Annotated in this window: 15 protein-coding genes and 2 tRNA genes; 3 read left to right on the top strand and 14 right to left on the bottom strand. The window is 72.2% G+C overall.

The window, feature by feature from the left end; translation table 11 throughout:
- The first annotated feature begins 273 nt into the window (after positions 1–273).
- A complete protein-coding gene (locus tag FHS13_RS17375) occupies positions 274–1,170 on the top strand; it encodes an SAM-dependent methyltransferase (protein ID WP_184292975.1) in 897 nt (298 codons plus the stop codon).
- A 141-nt stretch (positions 1,171–1,311) separates the two neighbouring features.
- Here the strand turns inward: FHS13_RS17375 and FHS13_RS17380 are convergent.
- Both FHS13_RS17380 and FHS13_RS17385 read right to left on the bottom strand, forming a co-directional pair.
- Positions 1,312–1,384, bottom strand: a tRNA-Asn gene (locus FHS13_RS17380).
- 76 nt (positions 1,385–1,460) lie between these two features.
- Positions 1,461–1,536: transfer RNA gene (locus FHS13_RS17385), tRNA-Asn, on the bottom strand.
- Positions 1,537–1,689: 153 nt separating this feature from the next.
- On the opposite strand from FHS13_RS17385, the gene FHS13_RS17390 reads away from it, so the two are divergent.
- Positions 1,690–2,016: a hypothetical protein gene (locus FHS13_RS17390; protein WP_184292976.1), complete on the top strand. Its 327-nt coding sequence runs from the start codon at positions 1,690–1,692 to the stop codon at positions 2,014–2,016.
- Positions 2,016–2,525, top strand: coding sequence for a hypothetical protein (locus FHS13_RS17395; RefSeq protein WP_184292977.1), 510 nt, complete (start codon positions 2,016–2,018; stop codon positions 2,523–2,525). The genes FHS13_RS17390 and FHS13_RS17395 overlap by 1 nt, the downstream gene beginning before the upstream one ends.
- 150 nt (positions 2,526–2,675) lie before the next feature.
- On the opposite strand, the gene FHS13_RS17400 is transcribed toward FHS13_RS17395, so the two are convergent.
- From FHS13_RS17400 to FHS13_RS17455, 12 genes are all read right to left on the bottom strand, one after another.
- The gene (locus FHS13_RS17400; protein WP_184292978.1) at positions 2,676–5,603 is read right to left on the bottom strand and encodes an FAD-binding and (Fe-S)-binding domain-containing protein; all 2,928 of its coding nucleotides are present in this window, start codon (positions 5,601–5,603) and stop codon (positions 2,676–2,678) included.
- Positions 5,604–5,767: 164 nt separating this feature from the next.
- Complete coding sequence (locus FHS13_RS17405; protein WP_484549406.1) at positions 5,768–7,081, bottom strand: glycoside hydrolase family 18 protein; 1,314 nt, start codon at positions 7,079–7,081, stop codon at positions 5,768–5,770.
- Positions 7,082–7,213: 132 nt separating this feature from the next.
- Positions 7,214–8,179 (bottom strand): RNA polymerase sigma factor RpoD, encoded by a 966-nt coding sequence (rpoD, locus tag FHS13_RS17410; RefSeq protein ID WP_184293020.1) that lies wholly within the window; start codon positions 8,177–8,179, stop codon positions 7,214–7,216.
- Positions 8,180–8,286: 107 nt separating this feature from the next.
- Positions 8,287–11,094 carry a DNA primase gene (gene dnaG / locus FHS13_RS17415; protein WP_184292979.1) on the bottom strand — a complete coding sequence of 936 codons (2,808 nt, stop codon included), beginning with the start codon at positions 11,092–11,094 and terminating at the stop codon, positions 8,287–8,289.
- Between the two features lie 113 nt (positions 11,095–11,207).
- The gene (gene mmsB / locus FHS13_RS17420; protein WP_184292980.1) at positions 11,208–12,506 is read right to left on the bottom strand and encodes a multiple monosaccharide ABC transporter permease; all 1,299 of its coding nucleotides are present in this window, start codon (positions 12,504–12,506) and stop codon (positions 11,208–11,210) included.
- A complete protein-coding gene (locus tag FHS13_RS17425) occupies positions 12,503–14,083 on the bottom strand; it encodes a sugar ABC transporter ATP-binding protein (protein ID WP_184292981.1) in 1,581 nt (526 codons plus the stop codon). Before FHS13_RS17425 ends, mmsB begins: the two co-directional genes overlap by 4 nt.
- On the bottom strand, positions 14,080–15,165 hold the full coding sequence (chvE, locus tag FHS13_RS17430; RefSeq protein ID WP_184292982.1) for a multiple monosaccharide ABC transporter substrate-binding protein: 1,086 nt from the start codon (positions 15,163–15,165) through the stop codon (positions 14,080–14,082). Before chvE ends, FHS13_RS17425 begins: the two co-directional genes overlap by 4 nt.
- Before the next feature lie 174 nt (positions 15,166–15,339).
- Positions 15,340–16,776 carry an L-arabinose isomerase family protein gene (locus FHS13_RS17435; RefSeq protein WP_184292983.1) on the bottom strand — a complete coding sequence of 479 codons (1,437 nt, stop codon included), beginning with the start codon at positions 16,774–16,776 and terminating at the stop codon, positions 15,340–15,342.
- Between the two features lie 12 nt (positions 16,777–16,788).
- A complete protein-coding gene (locus FHS13_RS17440) occupies positions 16,789–17,481 on the bottom strand; it encodes an L-ribulose-5-phosphate 4-epimerase (protein ID WP_184292984.1) in 693 nt (230 codons plus the stop codon).
- Positions 17,478–19,145, bottom strand: coding sequence for a ribulokinase (gene araB / locus FHS13_RS17445; RefSeq protein ID WP_184293021.1), 1,668 nt, complete (start codon positions 19,143–19,145; stop codon positions 17,478–17,480). Before araB ends, FHS13_RS17440 begins: the two co-directional genes overlap by 4 nt.
- A 174-nt stretch (positions 19,146–19,319) precedes the next feature.
- Positions 19,320–20,366, bottom strand: coding sequence for a LacI family DNA-binding transcriptional regulator (locus tag FHS13_RS17450; RefSeq protein WP_246405362.1), 1,047 nt, complete (start codon positions 20,364–20,366; stop codon positions 19,320–19,322).
- A 108-nt stretch (positions 20,367–20,474) separates the two neighbouring features.
- The gene (locus FHS13_RS17455; RefSeq protein WP_184292985.1) at positions 20,475–21,728 is read right to left on the bottom strand and encodes a deoxyguanosinetriphosphate triphosphohydrolase; all 1,254 of its coding nucleotides are present in this window, start codon (positions 21,726–21,728) and stop codon (positions 20,475–20,477) included.
- Positions 21,729–21,755 lie beyond the last annotated feature (27 nt).

The raw sequence follows: 21,755 nt of genomic DNA on the forward strand, positions 1-21,755 counted from the left end.
CATGAGCCACATAAGACGTCTACAGTCACACGAACCGACGGCGGCACACAGGGTTTCGCCACCTGGTCACCCTTGACAGAATTCCTCACAAAAAGAACATCGGGTATATAAGAGCCAGGCACCCCAAGAAGGCCTCAACATGCAGCCAAGTGCACTTCGAACACACACGCGTCCTCTTTTCCGACCGAAGTGCCGAGTGTGGTCAACAACACTCCGAACGATGAATAGAATCCTGGTGTCGAGCACCTTCCCCACCTCCGACAGAGGACGTCGATGTCGCGATTCACTTCCCCCGATTTCCTGAGGCGGGCGGGGGCCAAGGGCACCCGGGCCAATCCCCCGCCGGCCGTCGACCTCACCAGGCCGAGCCTGGCCCGGCTGCACTCCTTCCACCTCAAGGGCAAGGACCACTTCGAGGCCGATCGCGAACTGGCGTTCAAGGCGGAACACGCCGTCCCCGGTTTCCAGGACCTCGTCCTCGGCGAGCGCGCCTTCCTCCAACGGGCGGTCCGCCACCTCGTCGAGGAGGTCGGCATCCGCCAGTTCGTCCAGATCGGCTGCGGGCTGCCCGCCCCCGGCGACCCGCACGAGATCGCACACGAGGCGGAGCATCCCACCGCCGGGGACACCCGTGTGGTCTACGCGACCGACGACCTCATGGTGCTGGCCCACCACCGCGCCCTGCTGCGCGACGAGCGCACCATCGCGGTGGAGGGCCGCCTCACCGAACCCCGCGCGCTGCTGTCCGCCGCCGAGCTCCGCGGCTTCCTGGACCTGGAGCGCCCCGTGGGGCTCCTGCTCGCCGGCACGCTCTCCCACGTCCCCGATCTGGACGCTCCCGGGGAGCACCTGGCCGCACTGCGCGATCTCCTCGCCCCGGGCAGCCATCTGGTCCTCAGCCACTACTGCCGCCCCGACGCCGGCCCCTTCCCCCGCGACGCGGCGCGCGCCGACAAGCTGGAGCGGGTCTTCCGCGAACACCGGCTGACCGGTTACTGGCGCACGAAGGACCGGATCCAGGGCTTCCTCGACGGCTGGGACGTCACCGCGCCGGGCCTGATCGAGGTCCAGTCCTGGCGAACCCTCCCTGTGGCCCCGCCGGTCCCCGGCAGCTACCAGATGCCGCACCGCAACCGCCGCCTGCTCGTCGGGGCCCTCGCCCGTATCTGACCCGCCCGTCCCCTCTCTCCGCCCCGCGCCGGGGCCCTCGCGGCCCGGCAGCGGGAGGCGGACCGCTCCTCCGTGAGGACAGCGGACAGACTTGTGCGCAGACACGGAAAAGGCCCGCCGCGAACGACGGGCCCTGCTCTGCTCCCGCGATTGGACTCGAACCAATAACCTGCCGGTTAACAGCCGGCTGCTCTGCCGATTGAGCTACGCGGGATCGCGTTGTCCCGATCGAGGACCGGGGTTCACGAGACAGCCTAGCGCCTCCGAAGAGTGACCGCCACGGCCTTTCGTGGCTCCCGCGATTGGACTCGAACCAATAACCTGCCGGTTAACAGCCGGCTGCTCTGCCGATTGAGCTACGCGGGATCGCGTTGTCCCCCGGGCGCTTCGCTCCGGGGCGACACCCATAGACTAGCGCTCTTCCGGAGTGCTCGTGACCAGTGATGCCCCGTGTGGGCGGGAACGCTTCGGGGTAGCGTGCGAGGCGAAAGCCTCCGACCGACATCTGAAGAGGGACCCATGCGCCACCGGATCACATTCGCAGCCGGACTCGCCGTCGGATACGTCCTGGGAGCCAAGGCGGGCAGGGCCCGCTACGAGCAGCTCGTCCGCTCCGCCCGCAAGGTGGCCGACAACCCCGTCGTCCAGGAGGTCGCCGGTCTCGTCGGCGCCCAGGTGGGCAACGCCGGCCGCCTCGTCTACGACAAGACCGTGGAGAAGATGCCGGTCACGTCGCTGCGCGACTTCCTCGCCCGGCCGACGGCGGAGGAGGAGGCCGAGATCGTCGGCTGGGACGCCTCCGCCAACGGCAGCGCATCGCATCGGAACGGATCGGCGGAGCGGTAGTGGCCTTCCTCCGCAGGGGTGTCCCCGACTCCGTACGCTCCCGGCTGGAGCGGGGCGAGCGCGTTCTGGCACACGCACCCGTGGCCGGGCAGGAAGCGGCCCTGGTGGCCACCACCCGCGCCCTGCACCTGCCCGGCGGACGGGCCGTGGCGTGGCAGGACATCGGTCAGGCCCGGTGGTCGCAGCAGGAGTTCACCTTCACCGAGGAGGGCGCCGGGGAGCGCACGGTGCGCCTGCGCCCGGCCGGCGCGCAGGGAGCGGTGGACTACCGCCGCCTGGCCGAGACCGTCTCCGAGCGCGTCACCGCGACCATTCTGGTGAACCGCTTCGTGCCCTTCCCCTCCCCCGAGGCGTCCACGGGGTTCCGGCTCGTGGCACGCCGCGCCCCCGGCGGCACCGAGGTCGCCTGGCGCGTCCACCTGGGCGAAGGTGTGGACCAGGGGGACCCGCGCCTGTCCGGCGCCGTCTCGCGGGCCCTGGACGTCCTCCGCGACCAGATGGGCGTCTGACCGCTCCCGCGGACCGTTCGGGAGCCGGCCCCGTTCGCCCGCGCCTCCCGAGCGGTCGCGGGCGCGCCGGCTCCCGGACGGTGGCGCACGGTCCGCACACCGGCCACCGCCGCCCCGCGTCCCCGGGCGCCCGTACGCACCCGTACGCACTCAGCGGTCGGCGGTTCCCGCCTCCTGCCGTCGCCCCCGGTCCAGACCCCGGGCCAGCAGCTCCGCCAGGTGCAGGGGCCTGCGGCCCGCGCCTTGGAGGATCTGGGTCCGGCAGCTGTAGCCGTCGGCCAGGACCACCGTGCCGGCGTCCGCCTCACGCACCCGGGGCAGCAGTTCGCGCTCGCCGATCGCGGCGGACACCTCGTAGTGCCCCTCGGTGAATCCGAAGTCGCCCGCCAGCCCGCAGCAGCCCGCGTCCAGCACCTCGCCGTCCACGCCCGCCCGGGCGAGCACCTCGCGGTCGTCGCCGAAGCCCATGACGGCGTGCTGGTGGCAGTGCACCTGGGTCAGCGCGGCACCCGCGACCCGCGGCACCTCCCAGTCGGGCGCGTACCGGTTGAGGAAGCCCGCGAGGGTGTGCACGGCGGCCGCGACCCGCTCGCTCTCCTCCCCGGGCAGCAGCTCCAGCAGGTCGTGGCGCAGCGCGGCGGTGCAGCTGGGCTCCAGACCCACCACGGGCAGCCCCTGTTCGACCAGGGGCGCCAGCGCCCGCACCGCGCGGCGCATCACCGCCCGCGCGATGTCGAGCTGGCCGGTGGACACCCACGTCAGGCCGCAGCACACCTGTCCCTCCGGCAGGACCACGGTGAACCCCGCGTCCTCCAGCACGCGGACCGCGGCGGCGGGGATCTGCGGGTCGAAGTGGTTGCCGAAGGTGTCGGGCCACAGCACCACACGCGGCCCGCCGGTGCGCGCGCGGCCCCGGGCCGCGCGCCGCCGGAAGGCCCTGGTGAACGTCGTACGGGCGAACAGGGGCAGGTCGCGCCGGGCGGCCACCCCCGCGGCCTTCTTGGCCAGGCGCGAGAGGCCCGGCAGGCGGGTCGCGCGGTTGACCTCGGACGGCGCCGCCGAGGCCAGGCGCGCCCACAGCGGCAGCCACCCCATCGAATAGTGCGCCGCGGGGCGTACCCTGCCCCGGTAGTGCCGGTGCAGGAACTCGGCCTTGTAGGAGGCCATGTCCACGTTGACCGGGCAGTCGCTCAGGCAGCCCTTGCAGGACAGGCACAGGTCGAGGCTCTCGCGGACCTCCTCCGAGCGCCACCCGTCGGTGATCACCTCCCCGTTGGCCATCTCGAACAGCAGGTGGGCCCGCCCCCGGGTGGAGTGCCTCTCCTCCTGGGTGACCTGGTAGCTGGGGCACATGACGCCGGTCCCGCTCTGGCGCCGGCACTTGCCCACCCCTGAGCAGCGGCGCAGTGCCCGCGCGACATCACCGTGGTCGTCGCGGTAGGCCAGGGACGTCTGCGACAGCAGAGGCAGATTCATGCGGGCGCCCACCCGGACGTCGTCGTCCAGCGGCAGCGGGTCGACGATGATGCCGGGGTTCATGATCCCTGCGGGGTCCCACAGCTTCTTGAACTCGCCGAAGGCCCGCAGCAGGCCCGCCGGGTACATGCGGGCGAGCAGCTCGGACCGGGCCCGGCCGTCCCCGTGCTCCCCCGACGGGGACCCGCCGTGCCGCACGACGAGCTCGGCCGCCTCCTCCAGGAACGCCCGGTACTCGGCACGGCCCCGCTCGTGGGTGAGGGCGAAGTCGATGCGCACGTGCAGGCAGCCGTCGCCGAAGTGGCCGTAGACGACCCCGGAGCGGCCGTGGCGCTCCATCAGGTCCTCGAAGTCGCGCAGATAGCCGCCGAGGTTCTCCGGTGGCACCGCGGCGTCCTCCCAGCCCGACCACGCCTCCTCGCCGCCGGGGGTGCGCTGGGTCAGTCCGGCGCCGTCCTCGCGGATGCGCCACAGGGCCTTGCGGTGGGCGGGGTCGGCGACCACGACCGCGTCGGTCGGCCGGGACGCTCCCTCCAGGTCGGCGAGCATGCGCTCGGCCGCAGCGGCGGCCTCCTCCGGATCCGGGCCGGCGACCTCCACCAGGAGCCAGGCGCCGCCGTCGGGCAGCGGCACGCGCGACCGCGTCCCCGCCCGGTCCAGGGCGGCGACCATCCGGTCGTTGATGCCCTCGACGGTGAGCGGGGAGTGCCCCAGCAGGTCGGGGACCGCGTCGGCGGCGGACGGGGCGTCGGGATACCCCAGGACGGCCAGGGCCCGGGCAGGCGGCGACTCGACCAGCCGCACGGTGGCGCCCAGCACGAACGCGCACGTGCCCTCCGTGCCCACGAGCGCGGCGGCGACGTTGCGCCCCTTCTCGGGCAGGAGCCGGTCCAGTGCGTAGCCCGAGACACGGCGCCGGAAGTCGGGCATGGCGGTGCGCAGTTCGGCGCGGTGCTCCGCCACCAGGCGCGCCAGGCCCCTGTAGATCTCTCCCTCGCGTCCGGGGCGGCGGGTGAGCGCCTCGAACTCCTCCGCGGTGTGGGAGGAGCCGACGGTGATCCGGGTGCCGTCGCCGAGCAGCAGGTCGAGGGAGACGATGTTGTCGGCGGTGGTGCCCCAGGCCACCGAGTGGGATCCGCAGGCGTTGTTGCCGACCATGCCGCCGATCGTGCAGCGGCTGTGGGTCGAGGGGTCGGGGGCGAAGGTGAGTCCGTGCTCGGCCGCCGCCGCCTGCAGGTCGTCGAGGATCACGCCGGGCTGCACGGTCGCCGTGCGGGCGACGGGGTCGACGGCCTCCACGGCACGCAGGTGGCGTGAGGTGTCGATGACCACGCCGGTTCCGATGGCGTTGCCGGCGATGGAGGTGCCGCCGCCGCGCGGCACCACGGGGACCCCGTGTCCGGCGCAGACGCGGACGGCCGCCACGCAGTCCTCGACGGTCCGCGGAACGACGACCATGAGGGGGACGCAGCGGTAGTTGGAGGCGTCGGAGGTGTAGAGGGCCAGGGTGCCGGGGTCCGAGGAGACCGTGCCCTGTACCACGGCCTCCAGGTCGCGGTACAGATCGGCGGTGCGGGACGGAGCGGAGTGCGGGTCGGCCATGCTGCACAGACTGTCCTCGCGCCGCCGGTGCCGCAACCGTCCGCGCGGACCCGGCCCGGATCCGGTCCCGCCGCCCGCTCCCCGTCTCCCCGGGGAACGCCCGGCCGGCCGTTCGCCGGAGGATCGGCTCCGCCGCTGCGGCGAGAGGGTCCGAAGAACACGGCCTAGCCGTTCAGGGAGCGGTCCATGGCGCGGACGAGCTCCCCGTCGGCGTCCATGTCCAGGTTCCACACCATGAGGCCGCCGAGACCGTGATCCAGCACGTACTCGCCCTTGAGGGCGACGACGTCGGGGTTGTCGTAGGCCCACCAGTGGTCGCCGTCGCGGATCCAGTAGGCGCCCGCCTCCTCGTCGAGATGGCGCTCGCCGTCGAGCTCCTCGAGGTCGGAGAAGGCCATGGTCGCCCCGTCGTAGACGTCGTCCGCGGGATCGGCGGGCACGCCCAGGCCGTCACCGCCGCCCTCGACCCCCTGCCAGCCGCGGCCGAAGGCGGGCAGGCCCAGCACCAGCTTGTGCGGGGGCGCGCCCAGGTCGAGGTAGCGCCGGACGGCCGCGTCGGCGCTGTTGGCGTCGGGGTCGCTCGCCGTCGGGTAGAGGTTGGAGTGGGGAGCGGTCTCGTCGCTCCAGGACCCGGCGAAGTCGTAGCCCTGGACGGAGACGAAATCGGCGTACTCGAACATCTCGTCGGTGTGCGCCTCGGTCTGCGACGCCGACCCCGAGACGGAGACGGACAGGGTGTACTCCCGTCCGGTCTCGTCGGAGAGCTCGTCGAGCCCGCGGCGGAACTCGGCCAGCAGGAGGTCGAAGTTGGCCGGATCGTCCGGATGCTCGACGTTGTGCGAGTTCCCGCCTCCCCCCGGCCACTCCCAGTCCAGGTCGATGCCGTCGAAGACCCCTTCGGCGCTGCCCTCTCCCCCCTGGGGTTCGTCATCGGTCTCGGGCAGGTCGCCGCGCAGCCAGAGATCGATGCAGGAGTCGACGAAGGCCCGCCGGGACTCCTCGGTACGGGCCGCGACGGAGAAGTGGCGCGACCAGTTCCATCCGCCGAGGGAGATGCTCGCCCCCAGGTCGGGGTGGCGCTCCCGGAGCTGGCGGAGCTGGTTGAGGCTTCCCGCGAGCGGCTGGTCGTAGGCGTCCTCCTCGCCGCTGACGCTCCCGTCCGCCTCGTAGCGGCGCTGGTACAGCTCCCAGCGCTGCCCGTCGGGGACGTGGCACAGGCCGTCGCCGCTGACGTCGCCGAAGGCCCACAGGAGGCGGGTCAGACGCCGAGCCGCCCCGCTGTCGTCCACGTCCTTGATCGTGTACCCGCGGTTGGCGACGTTCCAGTCGGCGAAGTAGCCGATGCGCTGGGGCCTGTGCGTGTCCACCGCCGCGAACACACCGATCATCAGCACCCCGGCGGCGGCCGCCGCCCCTGCGGCGAGCAGGGGGCGCCGGCCTGCGCGCGGTCCGTGGTGTCCTGAACGGCTGGGTCTCACAGCACGACCGTAGGCTCGGCAGATCACGAAAACGCGGCGCCCACGCCGAAGCGGCCACATGAGGCCGCGTTCGCCGCGTACGGGAACCCCTGCCCCTGCCCGCACGTTGGACAGAGGCCCGGAAGGCATCCCCTAGAGGTAGTCCCGCAGGGTTCCGGCGCGGGAGGGGTGCCGGAGCTTGGCCAAGGTCTTGGCCTCGATCTGGCGGATGCGCTCGCGGGTCACCCCGAACTCCCGGCCCACCTCCTCCAGGGTGTGCTGGTGGCCGTCGGCCATCCCGAAGCGCAGCCCGATGACCCGTCTCTCCCTCTCGGACAGGCCCTCCAGGACGGCCCGCAGCTCTTCCTGGAGAAGGGTGAACGCCGCCGCTTCGAGCGGCACGACCGCGTCGGTGTCCTCGATGAAGTCACCGAGGTCGGATTCCTCCTCGCCGATGGGCGCCTGGAGGGAGACGGGATCGCGGGAGACCCGCTGGATCTCCAGGACCCGGTCGCGGTCCAGGCCGGCGGCGTGCGCGATCTCCTCCACATCCGGTTCACGGCCGAGTTCCTGGTGGAGCAGGCGCCGTACGCGGACGACCTTGTTGACGGCCTCGACCATGTGCACCGGGATGCGGATGGTGCGGGCCTGGTCGGCGATGGCCCGGGTGATGGCCTGGCGGATCCACCACGTGGCGTAGGTGGAGAACTTGAAGCCCTTGGTGTAGTCGAACTTCTCCACCGCGCGGATCAGCCCCAGGTTGCCCTCCTGGACGAGGTCGAGGATCAGCAGTCCCCTGCCCATGTACCGCTTGGCGACCGACACCACCAGGCGCAGGTTCGACTCGATGAGGCTCCGCCGGGCCCTGCGTCCCTCCTCCACGAGGGCGGCGAGTTCCTCGGCGGTGCACTCGCCCTCCTTCGGACGGCGGTGGCGGGCGTACAGCCCCGCCTCGATCGCCTTGGCCAGGTCGACCTCCTGCTCGGCCGTGAGCAGGGGGACCCGACCGATCTCGCGGAGGTAGAGGCGCACCAGGTCCGAGCCCGGACGCCGTCCCGATTCCAGGACCGGCTCGGTCTCCTGCGGCTCGTCCGGCCAGACGGGGACGTTCTCCGAAATCGGGGTGCGAACTGCTGGAATTCGTTTGGTTGCAGCGGAGGGAGGCACGCACCCATTGTGCCTTTCACGGCACCGGAAAGGGGAGGGCTATTATTGTCACCCCTTCGCTACATGCCGCGGTAGGACTCTTCCTGAAGTGCTCGTTTCTGCTGTTGAAGAGCGATGAGCTCGGTCAGCAACCGCTGCTGTTCCTCCATCTGGCCGGCACCCTCCAGCCGCGAGAGCTCCGATTTCAGGTTTGCCTCGCGCCGGTTGATGGAATGAGTTCTGACTGTGCCCAGAATTTGCCGGGCAGAATGTTCGTCGAGTTCTCCGTAGAACTCCAGCTCCTCCACCGCCAAACGGGTCAGGAAATCGCGCTGCACCTCATTGGGGGCGGCCTCGCGCAGGGCGCTCACCCACGCGGCCGGGTCCTGGGCCGAGGCCGTTCCGCCCTGCTCGGCGACGAGCCGCACCACCGCCTTGTGCTGGGGAACGGTGAAGTCGTCCTCGGTGAAGGCGTCGAACCCGGCGGCCAGGGAGGGGAACTGCACGGCGATCTTGAGGGCCTGCCGTTCGCGCGCCACCGACGGGTCGCGCAGGTCGTAGGGTGCCTCTCGGGCGTCGGGGGTGGGTGCCGGGCGCGCCGGGGCCGCCCTGCCGCGCGAGGGCCCCTGGCGCATGTGCCGGGCGACCCGGTTGAGCACGAAGGACTCGTCCAGGATTCCCAGCCAGCGGTCCAGGTTGATGCCGTAGAGCTTGCGCACCCCGGCGTTGCGGATGCCGGCGACCACGGGGGCAGCGGCGTCGAGCGCGGCGATGCGCCCCTCGGGGGTGGACAGGTCGTAACCCTCGATGACGTTGCGGATCATGAACTCGTACAGCGGCACGGGATGGTCCACCAGGTCGGCCACGGCCTGGTCGCCGCGTTGGATGCGCAGGTCGCACGGGTCGAGCCCGTCGGGCTGGACGGCGACGAAGGTCTCGGAGGCGAAGCCGTGCTCCTCGGCGAAGGCGCGCACGGCGGCCTTCTGTCCGGCGGCGTCGCCGTCGAAGGTGAACACCACCCGGCCGCCCTGGTTGGACCGCCCCAGCAGCAGGCGGCGCAGGATCTTCAGGTGGTCCTCACCGAAGGCCGTGCCGCAGGTGGCGACCGCCGTGGTCACCCCGGCCAGATGGCAGGCCATGACGTCGGTGTACCCCTCGACGATGACCGCCTGGCTCTTCTGGGAGATGTCGCGCTTGGCGAGGTCGAGCCCGTACAACAAGCGCCCCTTGTGGAAGATGGGGCTCTCGGGTGAGTTGAGGTACTTGGGCCCGTCCTCGTCGGGGTCGAGCTTGCGGGCGCCGAACCCCACGACCTCGCCGGTCACCTCGCGCACCGGCCACAGCAGCCGGTTGCGGAAGCGGTCGTAGGCACCGCGGCGACCCTGGCTGGCCAGTCCGGCCGTGACGAGCTCCTGGTCGGTGAATCCCTTGCGGCGCAGGTGGGAGGTGAGGTTCTCCCATCCCGCAGGGGCGTAGCCGAGCCCGAAGTGCTCGGCGTGGACGCGGTTGAACCCGCGCTCGGACAGGAAGCGCCGCGCCTCGACCGCCCCCGGTGAGAGCAGCTGCTCGGCGTAGAACTCGGCAGCCGCACGGTGCGCGTCCAGCAGCCGCCGGCGCTGCCCCTCGTCGCGGCGGGTGCTGCGCCCGCCCTCCTCGTAGCGCAGCGTCACCCCGATCTGCCGCGCCAGTGACTCGACGGCCTCGGCGAAACTCAGCCCGTCGATCTGCTGCACGAAGGAGATGACGTCCCCGCCCTCTCCGCAGCCGAAGCAGTTCCCGGTGAGGATGTTGTCCTCGAGGACGAAGGCGTGCCCGTCGTCGACGACGGCGCAGTACACCTCCTCGAACCGCTCGGTCTCCTCCACCGAGAGCACGGTCCAGCCCCGGTGCGCGCGCCTCCCTGTCGACGAGGCGAAGAGCACGCGGTGTTCCTCGCGGAGGAACGCCTCCTCGGTGAGGTCGCCGTCGGCGAGGTCCAGGCGGAAGGTCGTCGAGGGTTCTCCGGCAGGGGGTTCCTCCCGCACCTGTTCGGTGATGCCGTAGGTGCCGATCCCCAGGCGGGCGCAGACCGCTCCGACGTGCTCCAGGACGTCCCGGTCCGGGCGGTGCAGCGCCACGGCGCCGTCCTCGGCCACGTGTCCGTCCACGGCGAGCAGGCCGGCGAGCCACCCGTACAGATAGGACGCGGGCTCCTCCGGGGAGGGCGGGTCCCCGAAGGACGCCGGAAGGTCGTGCACCAGGACCTGGCGCCCGCTCCGGTCGGCCCTGCTGCGGGGAAACCACCTCAGCAGCGCGGCGTCCTCCTCCGCGTCGAACCGGACCGTGCCGCCGGGTCCCTGTCCCGTACCGCGGCCGAAGGCGATGCCGTGGCAGACACCGGAGGGCGAGGGCGCGGTGATCTGCCGGGGAGGAGAGACGTGGGCCAGCCTGTGCTCCGGTTCCAGATCCCGGGTGACGACCTCCCGCAGTTCGTGCCGGTCTCCGCCGGAATGGACGAACCAGCGGTGCTCGGGGGTCGCGTGGATCACCTTGGTCCGGTCGTTGCGGCTCAGGGTGATCCGCATGAGCGCCTGCTCGCCGAACGAGTGGAACGGGGCCTCCACCCACGTGGCCCTCCTGGTGAGGACCGTGTGTCTGCCTCCGGCCAGCTCCCGGATGGGACGCACCCCCTCACGGGTGAGGACCCCGGTCTCCCCCGCCAGGCAGTAGTAGAGGTTCTTCGAAGGGGTGACGTTGAAGGAGGGGGACTTCTCGTCGTGGAAGGGGCACAGTCCCTTCAGCGAGCCTCCTCCGGCGCTGCGCAGCTGGAGGTACTCGCCGACCACGTCCGCGATGGGGGTGCGCTCGCGCACCAGGGCGATGTCTTCGTCTCTGATCCGGCCTGCCACGGTCCTCAGGGTAGTTCTTCCCGTGGACGGACACCGCCGGGGCCGTGGCGTCGCACCCGCGCAGGAGTTCCGGCGCAAGGCCCGGGGCCGCCGGCGGCCCCGGGCACCCGGCCTCAGGAGGGGGCGGCCCGGGCGGGACCGGGCACGGACCCGGCGCCGTCCCGCCCTCCCCCGGCCTCTCCCCCGCCGCGCCGCCGCGCACGGGCCGGGCGGACAGGGCGCCCGGAGGTGGCGCGGCGCTTGTTGTAGATGTCGAAGGCCACGGCGAGCAGCAGCACGAGCCCCTTGATGAGCTGCTGCCAGTCCACGCCCAGGCCGATCAGCGACATGCCGTTGTTGAGCACGCCCATGACCAGGGCGCCGATGACGGCTCCCACGACGGTGCCCACTCCCCCGAAGGCGGAGGCGCCGCCGATGAAGGCGGCCGCGATCGCGTCGAGCTCGAACATGGTCCCGGCACCGGGTGTGGCCGCGTTGAGCCGGGCGGTGAACACCAGTCCGGCCAGCGCGGAGAGCACGCCCATGTTGACGAACACCCAGAACGCGGTGCGCCGGGTGCGGATGCCCGACAGCGCGGCGGCCTGTTCGCTGCCGCCGACGGCGTACACGCGCCGACCCATGGTGGTGGAGCGCATGAGGAACGAGTACCCGGCGATGAGCACGACCAGCAGCACGCCCACGACGGGAAGCCCGTTGTACCGGGCCAGGACGTAGGTGAAGGCGAGCACGGCCGCGACCACGACCGCCGAGGTGGCGGCGGTGGCCCCCGCGGACGGGACCGGCAGCCCGTACCCGAGCGAGCGCGACCGCGCGCGCCACCGGATCCACACGATGGCGGCGGCGCCTGCCGCGCCCAGCAGCAGGGTGGGCAGGTGGAGGCCCTCGCCCTGACCGGGCAGGAAGCCGCTGGACAGGGAGCGCAGGGCCTCGGGCAGGGGGGCGATGGACTCGCCGCCCAGCACCGCCAGGGTCGCGCCGCGGAACACGAGCATCCCCGCGAGGGTGACGATGAAGGAGGGCACGCGCACATAGGCGACCCAGAAGCCCTGCCAGGCGCCGATGAGGGCGCCCAGGAGCAGGGCCAGGGGCACGACCGCGAGGGTCGGCAGGCCCCAGGAGGTGAGCATGACCGCCGACACCGCGCCGGTGAACGCCACCACCGAGCCGACCGACAGGTCGATGTGCCCGGTGATGATGACCAGCATCATCCCGATCGCCAGGATCAGGATGTAGGAGTTCTGCATGATCAGGTTGGTGACGTTGAGCGGGGTGAGCAGCAGTCCCCCGGTCAGGATCTGGAACAGCACGACGATGGCCACCAGGGCGATGACCATGCCGTACTGGCGGACGTTGTCCCGCATCAGGGCCGCTCCGAGCCGGGACAGGCGCGAGCTGGCGGTCGACTCTTTCACGGGTGGCCCCCGGTTCGTGTCATCAGTCTCATGAGGGTCTCCTGGTCGGCCTCCGCCCGGGGGACCTCTCCGGTGATGCGCCCTTCGCACATCGTGTAGATCCGGTCGCACATGCCGAGGATCTCGGGCAGTTCGGAGGAGATGAGCAGCACACAGGCGCCCGCGGCGGCGAGCCGGCGCACGATGAGGTAGATCTCGTACTTGGCACCCACGTCGATGCCCCGGGTGGGCTCGTCGAGGATCAGCAGGTCGGGCTCGGTGAACATCCACTTGCCGAGGACGACCTTCTGCTGGTTGCCGCCGCTGAGGGTGCGCACGATCTGCGTGGTGCCGTGGCTCCTGACCCGCATCCGCTCGCTCATCCGCGCGGCCTCCACGGCCTCCAGCCCGGGATCCAGGACCCCGTGCCGCGAGACCCTGCCCAGCGCCGCCATCGTGGTGTTGTGGCGGATGTCGCCGTCGAGCAGCAGGCCGAGTGTCTTGCGGTCCTCGGGCACGTAGGCGATGCCGCCGCGGACGGCCGCGGCGACGTCGCCGGTGTCGAGTTCCCTCCCGTCCTTGAGCACGCTGCCGCGGACGTGGCGGCCGTAGGAGCGGCCGAACAGGCTCATGGCGAACTCGGTGCGCCCGGCGCCCATGAGGCCCGCCATCCCCACCACCTCCCCCGCGCGGACGGTGAGGGAGGCCCCGTCCACCACACGCCGCCCGAGCTGGGTGGGGTGGTCCACGGTCCAGTCCCGCACCTCGAAGCGCACCGGACCGATCTCCCCGCTCCGGCCGGGGTGGCGCTGGTCGAGTGCGCGGCCGACCATGCCCCGGATGACGCGGTCCTCGTCCACGGAGGGTGTCCCGTCCGCGTCGCGCTCCACCTCCAGGGTCTCGATGGTGCGCCCGTCGCGCAGGATGGTGACCTCGTCGCACACCCGCATGACCTCGCCGAGCTTGTGCGAGATGAGGATGCAGGTCACACCCTGTTCGCGCAGGTCCAGGAGCAGTTCCAGCAGGCGGGCGCTCTCCGCCTCGTTCAGCGCCGAGGTCGGTTCGTCCAGGATGAGCAGCCGCACCCGTTTGGCCAGGGCCTTGGCGATCTCCACGAGCTGGCGTGCGCCCACGCTGAGCGCGGAGACGGGTGTGGCCGGGTTCTCGTCCAGTCCGACCCGGCGCAGCAGTTCCCGGGCCCGGGCGTGGGTGGAGCCCCAGTCGACGATGCCGAAGCGCGACCGCTCGTGGCCGAGGAAGATGTTCTCGCTGACGGACAGCTGCGGAATGAGCGCCAGTTCCTGGTGGATGATGGCGATTCCGGCGCGTTCGCTGTCGGCGACCCCGGAGAAGGCGCAGGGACGTCCGTCCACGAGGATCTCCCCGGTGTAGGAACCCGCCGGGTGGACGCCGCTGAGCACCTTCATCAGGGTGGACTTGCCGGCGCCGTTCTCCCCCATGAGGGCGTGGATGCGGCCGTGCCCCACGCTCAGGGACACCCCGTCCAGGGCGCGTACCCCGGGGAACTCCTTCTGGATGCCGCGCATCAGCAGGAGCGGCCCGCCCGGGGAGGCGGGCCGCCTCTCCCGTTCTGTCATCGGAGGTCGGACTCCTCGTAGTAGCCGCTGCCGATCAGCACGTCGCTGTAGTTGCCGGCGTCGACCGAGACGGGCTCGAGCAGGTAGGCGGGGACGACCTTGACACCGTTGTCGTAGGTCTCGGTGTCGTTGACCGGGACCTCCTCGCCCTCGACGAGTGCCTCGACCATGTCGACCGTCTGTTCGGCCAGGGCCCGGGTGTCCTTGAACACCGTCTGGGTCTGCTCCCCGGCGATGATCGACTTGACCGAGGCGAGTTCGGCGTCCTGGCCGGTGATCACCGGCAGGGGCTTGTCCTCCGTGCCGTAGCCGACCGCGCGCAGGGACTCGATGACACCGAGGCTGATGCCGTCGTAGGGCGAGAGCACCGCGTCCACGTCCTCGTCGGAGTAGTGGGCGCTGAGCAGGTTGTCCATGCGGTCCTGGGCGAGGGCGCCGTCCCAGCGCTGGGTGGCGATCTGCTCCATGGAGGTCTGGCCGCTGCGGACCTCCAGGGTGCCGTCGTCGATGTAGGGCTGCAGGACCGACATCGAGCCGTCGTTGAAGAAGTAGGCGTTGTTGTCGTCGGGCGAGCCGCCGAACAGCTCGATGTCGAAGGGGCCCTCCTCGTTCTCCAGGTCCAGGGCGTCGGCGATGTACCGGCCTTGGAGGACGCCCACCTCGAAGTTGTCGAAGGTGGCGTAGTAGTCGACGTTCTCGCTGCCCCGGATGAGGCGGTCGTAGGCGATGACCGGGATGTCACCGGCCGCTGCCATGTCCAGGACGTCGCCGAGCGCCTCGCCGTCGACGGCGGCGATGACCAGGACGTCGGCGCCCCGGGTGATCATGTTCTCGATCTGGGCGACCTGGTCCTCCACGACGTCCTCGGCGTACTGCAGGTCGGCGCCGAAGCCGCGGGCCTCGAACTCGGCGACCATGTTCCGGCCGTCGCTGATCCAGCGTTCGGAGGACTGGGTGGGCATGGAGATGCCGACGATGCCGGCCTCGCCCTCGGGGCGGGCGGCGTCGCCGACGCCGCCGCAGCCGGTGAGCAGGAGCGCGGCACCGAGCAGCGCCGTCGCCTTGGTGGTACGGGGGGTCATGGGGGGTGCCTTTCGTTCGTCGCGGGGGTGGCTCGGAAACATCGGGTCCGGTCGGTGAGGCCTCGGGCCCCTCATGCGGTCGCCTGCGATACTGCCCGCCGGCGGCCCGGTTCTCCCCGACCGCCACGGGATGTGGCCGGACCCGGACAGGGCGTGCGGAAGCGCCGCGTGCGTTCAGACACGGACGTACTCGACACCGGTGAGCTCGCACAGGACCCGCCAGTCCTCGGCGCGGGCCCCGGTGTTCATCGCCATGTGGTGGGTGCCGCCCGCGCGCAGCCAGGCGTCCATGCACGCGCGCAGGCCGTTCTCGGGGCGGAACTGGCCGTAGGGCATCTCCAGGGAGGGCAGTTCGGGGGCGTCGATGACCTCGCCCTCGGTCACGACCAGGCGGAAGCGGTCACCTCCCAGGGCCACCAGGGAGGCCAGGGTGGCCGGCCCCGGCCGGTAGCGGAACAGGATCGTGGGCGGGTCGTCCAGTCCGCCGATGCCCAGGGGCCGTTTGATGAGGCGGACCGGTTCGTCCTCGCGCGCGATGCGCCAGTTGCCCTCGCCCATGTGGCTCATGAGGACGGAGTCGCTGGGGAAGTCCATGGCGTACATCTCGGTGAAGTGGCCGTCCCCGGCGAGCTGGTGTGCGGCGTAGACCGCGGAGGCGGCCAGGACGTCGCCCTCGCCGGCGAACCCGTACCCCTTGGCCATGAGGGTGGAGGCGGCGGCCATCGGCAGGCGGGCGAAGCGGCCGTCCTCCCCGATCGCGTCGAAATGAGTGGAGTAGGCGCCGCACCCCGACTCCTCCAGGAGCTGTTCGATGCCCAGCTGCATGCGGGCGTGGTCGGTGCGCTCCTCCGCGGACAGGCGTCCGTCGACCTCGAAGACACCATCCTCCCACTCCATGAGGTCCGCCACCGCCCTCTCGGGCAGACCTGCCATCGTCCGGTGCAGGGTGCCCGGTGCGATGACGTGGACCTCGGGGCCGAGCACGCGCATCAGGGCGGTCTCGTCCACGCGGGCGTCTCCCATGCCGTTCATGGGGTAGCCGAAGACACCGACGCGCAGGGAGCGCAGCGAGGTGACGGCGCGGGCGGCACGGGCCCAGCGGTCGATGCGGACGGCGAACGCGGGGTCCTGCCAGTCCCCGGTGACGACCTCGAAGGGCAGGCCCGCGCGCACCATGGCGTTGGCGGTGTCCTGGGCTCCGTGGATGCCCTGGTTGTAGGTCATGTCGGCCATGTCCCAGGAGGCCCCGACCCGGGGGTCGGGCTGGATGTTGGCCAGGGCCACGGGCAGGCGCATCCGGCTGAGTACCGGGGTGAGCCGCAGGGAGGGACCGTAGGTGAGCATGACGACCAGGACGCCGTCGAGCCCGGCGGCCTCGAAGCCGCGCACGGTGTCCTCGGCGTCGGCGCGACCGCGCACCGGCGGGCCGACGGTCCAGTCGGCGACCTCGGAGAGCTGTTCGGCGACCCTGGCGGCATAGGCCGCCTGGTGCTCGGTGATACCGGGGATCATGTCGTCGTAGAGGGGCTGCATGACGCCGAGCAGTCCGATGCGGGGTCTGGCGACCCGCACGGGCGGGTGCTCGGTGGCCGGGGCTGCGGGTACGGGCACGGTGCGCGCTCCTTATTGGCCGTAGGCGTTCTGGTACCGGTCGTGGAGCGCGTCGATGTGCTCCTGGGGCAGGCGTTCGAGGGGACCGCCCTGACGGGCGATGTGGACGGTGCGGGCGACGTCCTCGCACATCACCGCGGCCTTGACCGCGGCCTCGGCGCCGGCACCGACCGTGAAGACGCCGTGGCCGCGCATGAGGACGGCGGGCGAGCGCAGGCCCTCCAGGGCGGCGACCACCCCCCTGCCGATGTCGTCGCCCCCGATGAGGGCGAAGGGGCCGACGGGGATGTCACCGCCGAACTCGTCGGCCATCGCGGTGAGGACGCAGGGGATGGCCTCGCCTCGGGCAGCCCAGGCGGTGGCATAGGGGCTGTGGGTGTGTGCGACCCCGCCGATGTCGGGTCGGGCCCGGTAGACGTAGGCGTGCGAGCCGGTGTCGCTGGAGGGTGTGCGGTGCCCCTCCACGACCTGTCCGTACAGGTCGCACACCACCATGTCCTGCGGGGACAGGTCACCGTAGGGGACACCGCTGGGCTTGATCACCATCAGGTCCGCCCCGGGGACCCGGGCCGAGACGTTGCCGCTGGTCCAGGCGACCAGGTTCCAGCGGGGCAGCTCCGCGTGCAGGCCGCACACCCGTGCGCGCAGGCGGTCCACCTCCTCGCGGAGCTCCTCGGGGACTGCCCGGGGGGTCGGGGTGCTCATCGGTCTCCCTTCTCGGTGCCGCCCCCGGCGAGGGCGGCGTTGCGCAGGGCGCGCAGCCGGTGCAGGCTCCGGCTGCCGCCCCGGCCGAAGTGGTCGTGGAGCTCGCGGTAGAGGGCGTAGAGCTCCTCGTAGGCGGCGGCCCGGACGGGATCGGGGTCGACGGTCTCCTCGCGGACCCGGCCCATGGCCGCGGAGGCGGTGTGGATGTCGGGGTGGGCACCCGCGGCGACGGCGGCGTGGACGGCGGCTCCGACCGCGCAGCCGTGTTCGGAGGCCACGACGCGCAGCGGCCGGTTCAGGACGTCGGCGTAGACCTGCAGGACGAAGGGGTTGCGGACCATACCGCCGCCGACGGTGAGGTCGCGCACCGGGACGCCGGAGGCGGAAAAGGCCTCGACGACGGTCCGGGTGCCGAACGCGGTGGCCTCGACGAGGGCCCGGTAGACCTCCTCGGGCCGGGTCGCCAGGGTCATGCCGGCCAGGACGCCGGACAGGTCGTGGTCCACCAGGACGGAGCGGTTGCCGCTGTGCCAGTCCAGGGCGACCAGTCCGTGGGCGCCCACGGGTGCGACGGCGGCCTTGGCGGAGAGCAGTTCGTGCAGGCCCGTGCCCTGTGCGCGGGCCTCGTCGTGGTAGGCGGGAGGCACGTAGTTGTCGGCGAACCATCCGAAGATGTCGCCGACACCGCTCTGTCCGGCCTCGTAGCCCCACGCGCCGGGGGTGATGCCGCCCAGGACCAGCCCGCACATGCCGGGCACCTCGGCCCGGACGTCGGAGTTCATGACGTGGCAGGTGCTGGTGCCCATGATGGCGAGCATCCGGCCGGGCCCGGTGGTCCGCGCGGCGGCGGCGGTGACGTGGGCGTCGATGTTCCCGACGGCCACGGGCAGGCCCTCGGGCAGGCCGGTCCAGGCCGCCGCCTCGGCGGTCAGGCCGCCCGCGCGTTCGCCGAGCTGGGACAGGGGGTGGTCGATCTTCCGGACGAAATCCGAGAAGCCGGGGTCCAGCGCGGCGAGGAAGTCCTCCGAGGGCCAGGCCCCGTCCTGGTGGAGGCCCTTGTAGCCGGCGGTGGCGACGTTGCGGGTCTCACGCCCGCACAGCTGCCACACGATCCAGTCGGCCGCCTCGATCCAGCGGTCGGTGCGCCGGTAGACCTCCGGGTCGTCGCGCAGGACCTGCAGGGCCTTGGCGAACTGCCACTCGGAGGAGACCCTGCCGCCGTAGCGGGCGAGCCACTTCTCACCGCGCTCGGCTGCCAGCGCGTTGATCTCGTCGGCCTCGGGCTGGGCGGCGTGGTGGCGCCAGAGTTTGGGCCAGGCGTGCGGGCGCCGGGCCTGCCCGGGCAGCTCGCACAGGGGGGTGCCGTCCGCCGTGACCGGAAGGACGGTGCAGGCCGTGAAGTCGGTACCGATGCCGACGACCTGCTCGGGGGAGGCTCCCGAGGCACGCAGCGCCTCGGGGACGGCGGTGCGCAGGACCTCGCGGTAGTCCTCGGGAGACTGCAGCGCGGTCTCCGGTTCCAGGTCGATGTCCGTTCCGGGAAGGCGGTCGGTGATGACGCCGTGCCGGTAGGTGTGGGCGGCGCAGGCGAGTTCGGCGCCGTCGCTCACGCGCACCACGACGGCGCGGCCGGACAGGGTTCCGAAGTCGACCCCGACGGCCACGGCGTCGCGCGGGAGCTTCCGCTCGGCCGGAGGCGAATTGTTAGCGTTAACATCTTGGTCCACGGCAAGGTCCCTTTCGGCGGGTCGGGGGTCGGCGAGAGGGCGGAGGTCGTCGGGGGCCGGAGGGGGTCGGGGTCGGGGCCGGGGTCGGACGGGGGTCGGGAGTGATCGGGTTCACGGGGGCGGGGGGCCGCTGCTGCCCCGGATCCGCAGCCGTGCCGGGACGACCCGGCGCACGTCCCCGGGGGGCGGCGCCGAACCGCCGCGCTCCGCGCCGATCCGGCCCAGCAGCAGCGCCAGGCTCTCCTTTCCCACCTGGGCGAAGTCCTGGAAGACGGTGGTCAGCGAGGGAGTGAGGAACTCCGCCTCGGGCACGTCGTCGAAACCGGCCACACTGACGTCCCCCGGCACGTCCAGCCCCGCCTCGTGAAGGGCGCGCAGCACCCCGACGGCCATCTGGTCGTTGGCCACGAAGACCGCGGTGACGCGCTCCCCCGCGGCACGCCGCTGCACCAGGCGGCGGCCGAGGTCGTAGCCCGAGCGGGGGCTCCAGTCGCCCTGGAGCGGTTCGGGAACCGGCGCTCCGGCCCGCTCCAGCTCCCGGCGCCACCCGGAGGCCCGGGCCTCCGACTCCAGCCAGGAGGGAGGGCCCTCGATGTGGTGGACGGTCGCGTGTCCGAGGTCGAGCAGGTGGCGGACGGCCTCGCGGGCGCCCTGGACCTGGTCCACGCACACCACGGGCAGCCCCGACCCCTCCCCGCCCTCCACCGCGACCAGGGGGCGCGGGCCGGGCAGGCCCGCCAGCGCCTCGACCAGGCTGCGCTGGGGGGCGATGGCCACGCAGCCCTCCACCGACTGCTCGACGAGGTACTCGGCCGCCGCGACGACGCCGCCCGGGGAGACGTCGTCGAGGCTGACGATGCTGACGAAGTAGCCCGCCTCGCGTGCCGCACGCTCGATCCCGGACAGGGTCCGGGCCGGGCCGAAGAGAGTGGTGTCGAAGGCGATGACGCCGAGCACGTTGGTCCGGCGGGTGACCAGGGCACGCGCGGTGGAGTTGCGGTGGTAGCCCAGCTCCTCGATGGCGCGCCGCACCCGCAGCACCGTCTCCTCACGGACGTTGGGGTGTCCGTTGACGACCCGGGACACCGTCTGGTGGGAGACTCCGGCCAGCCGGGCCACGTCCGCCATGACCGGGGTACGGCCGCCTGGGGGGCTCATGCGGAGGGCACCTCCGTTCCGCGCGGGGCGCATCTGTGACGCAGACAACAGTGTTAGCGCTCACATCACACATGTCAACCCCCGTCCGGATGAAGGGCGGCGGCCTCCTCAGTCCACCAGGCGGGCGTGCAGGGCGGTGGCGGAGGTGTCGGTGAGGGAGGCCACCTGGTCGACGACCACGCGCAGGGCGGCCGCGTCGTCGGCCGCCTCCAGGAAGGGGCCGCGGAACTGGGGATCGAGGGCCCCCGGCGCCTCCCTCCACAGGGCGTCGACGAGTTCGGTGACCGTGCGGCGTTCCTCGGCCTGGTAGGCCAGTGCCTCCTCGCGCGACATGACGAAGTGGGCGGCAACGGCCTTGAGCAGGGCGCATTCGAGCAGGGTGCGGCGGGGGACGATGAGGTCGGCGCCGTAGCGGGTGAGGCGCCCCGGACCGGAGGCGGCACGGGTGGCGTGCTCGGCGGCCCGGCAGAAGCGGCCGATGAGCTCGCTGGTGAGGTTCTTCAGGGCGGCGAGCGAGGCGAGGTCGCCGGTGAACTCGTCGGGCCAGACCGGCTGGGCCAGCAGATCGGCGAAGACCTGTTCGAGTTCGGCGGGGTCGGCGTCGCAGTAGCGCTCGGCAGCCGTGCGCACCACCTCGGCGCGCTCCGCGGGGCTGCGGAGCGCGGCCATGCTCACGAGTCCGGCGTGCAGGGCGTCCTCGACGTCGTGCACGGAATAGGCGACGTCGTCGGACCAGTCCATCACCTGCGCCTCGAAGCAGGTGCGCCCCGGAGGTGCGTCCCGGCGCAGCCAGTCGAAGACCTCGGTGTCGTCGGGGTAGCAGTTGAACTTGCCGGTGCGGCCGCCTTCGCCCCGGCGCCACGGATACTTGACGGTGGCGTCGAGCGTGGCGCGGGTGAGGTTGAGGCCGGCGCTGCGCCCGTCGGGGCCGACGATCTTGCCCTCGAGGCGCACCAGCAGCCGCAGGCTCTGGGCGTTGCCCTCGAAGCCGCCGCACGCGGCGGCGGCCTCGTCCAGAGCGCGTTCGCCGTTGTGCCCGAAGGGCGGGTGGCCCAGGTCGTGGGAGAGGCAGGCGGCCTCCACCAGGTCGGGGTCGCAGCCGAGGGCCTGGCCGAGTTCGCGACCGATCTGGGCGCACTCCAGGGAGTGGGTGAGGCGGGTCCGGGGGAAGTCGCTGACACCGGGCTGGACGACCTGGGTCTTGGCGGCCAGGCGGCGCAGGGCGGAGCTGTGCAGGACGCGGGCCCGGTCGCGCTCGAAGGGGCCGCGGGCCCGGTTCTTGCGGTTCTCCCGGGTCCTGCGTTCGGTGTCGGCACGGGTGTAGCCGGGAACGGTGCCCTCGGCCGGCGGGGTGGTCTGCATCGTCGTGGCCCCTGTTGCGCAGCGGAA

The sequence above is a fragment of the Nocardiopsis algeriensis genome, from assembly GCF_014203695.1.
Classification (GTDB): Bacteria; Actinomycetota; Actinomycetes; order Streptosporangiales; family Streptosporangiaceae; genus Nocardiopsis; species Nocardiopsis algeriensis.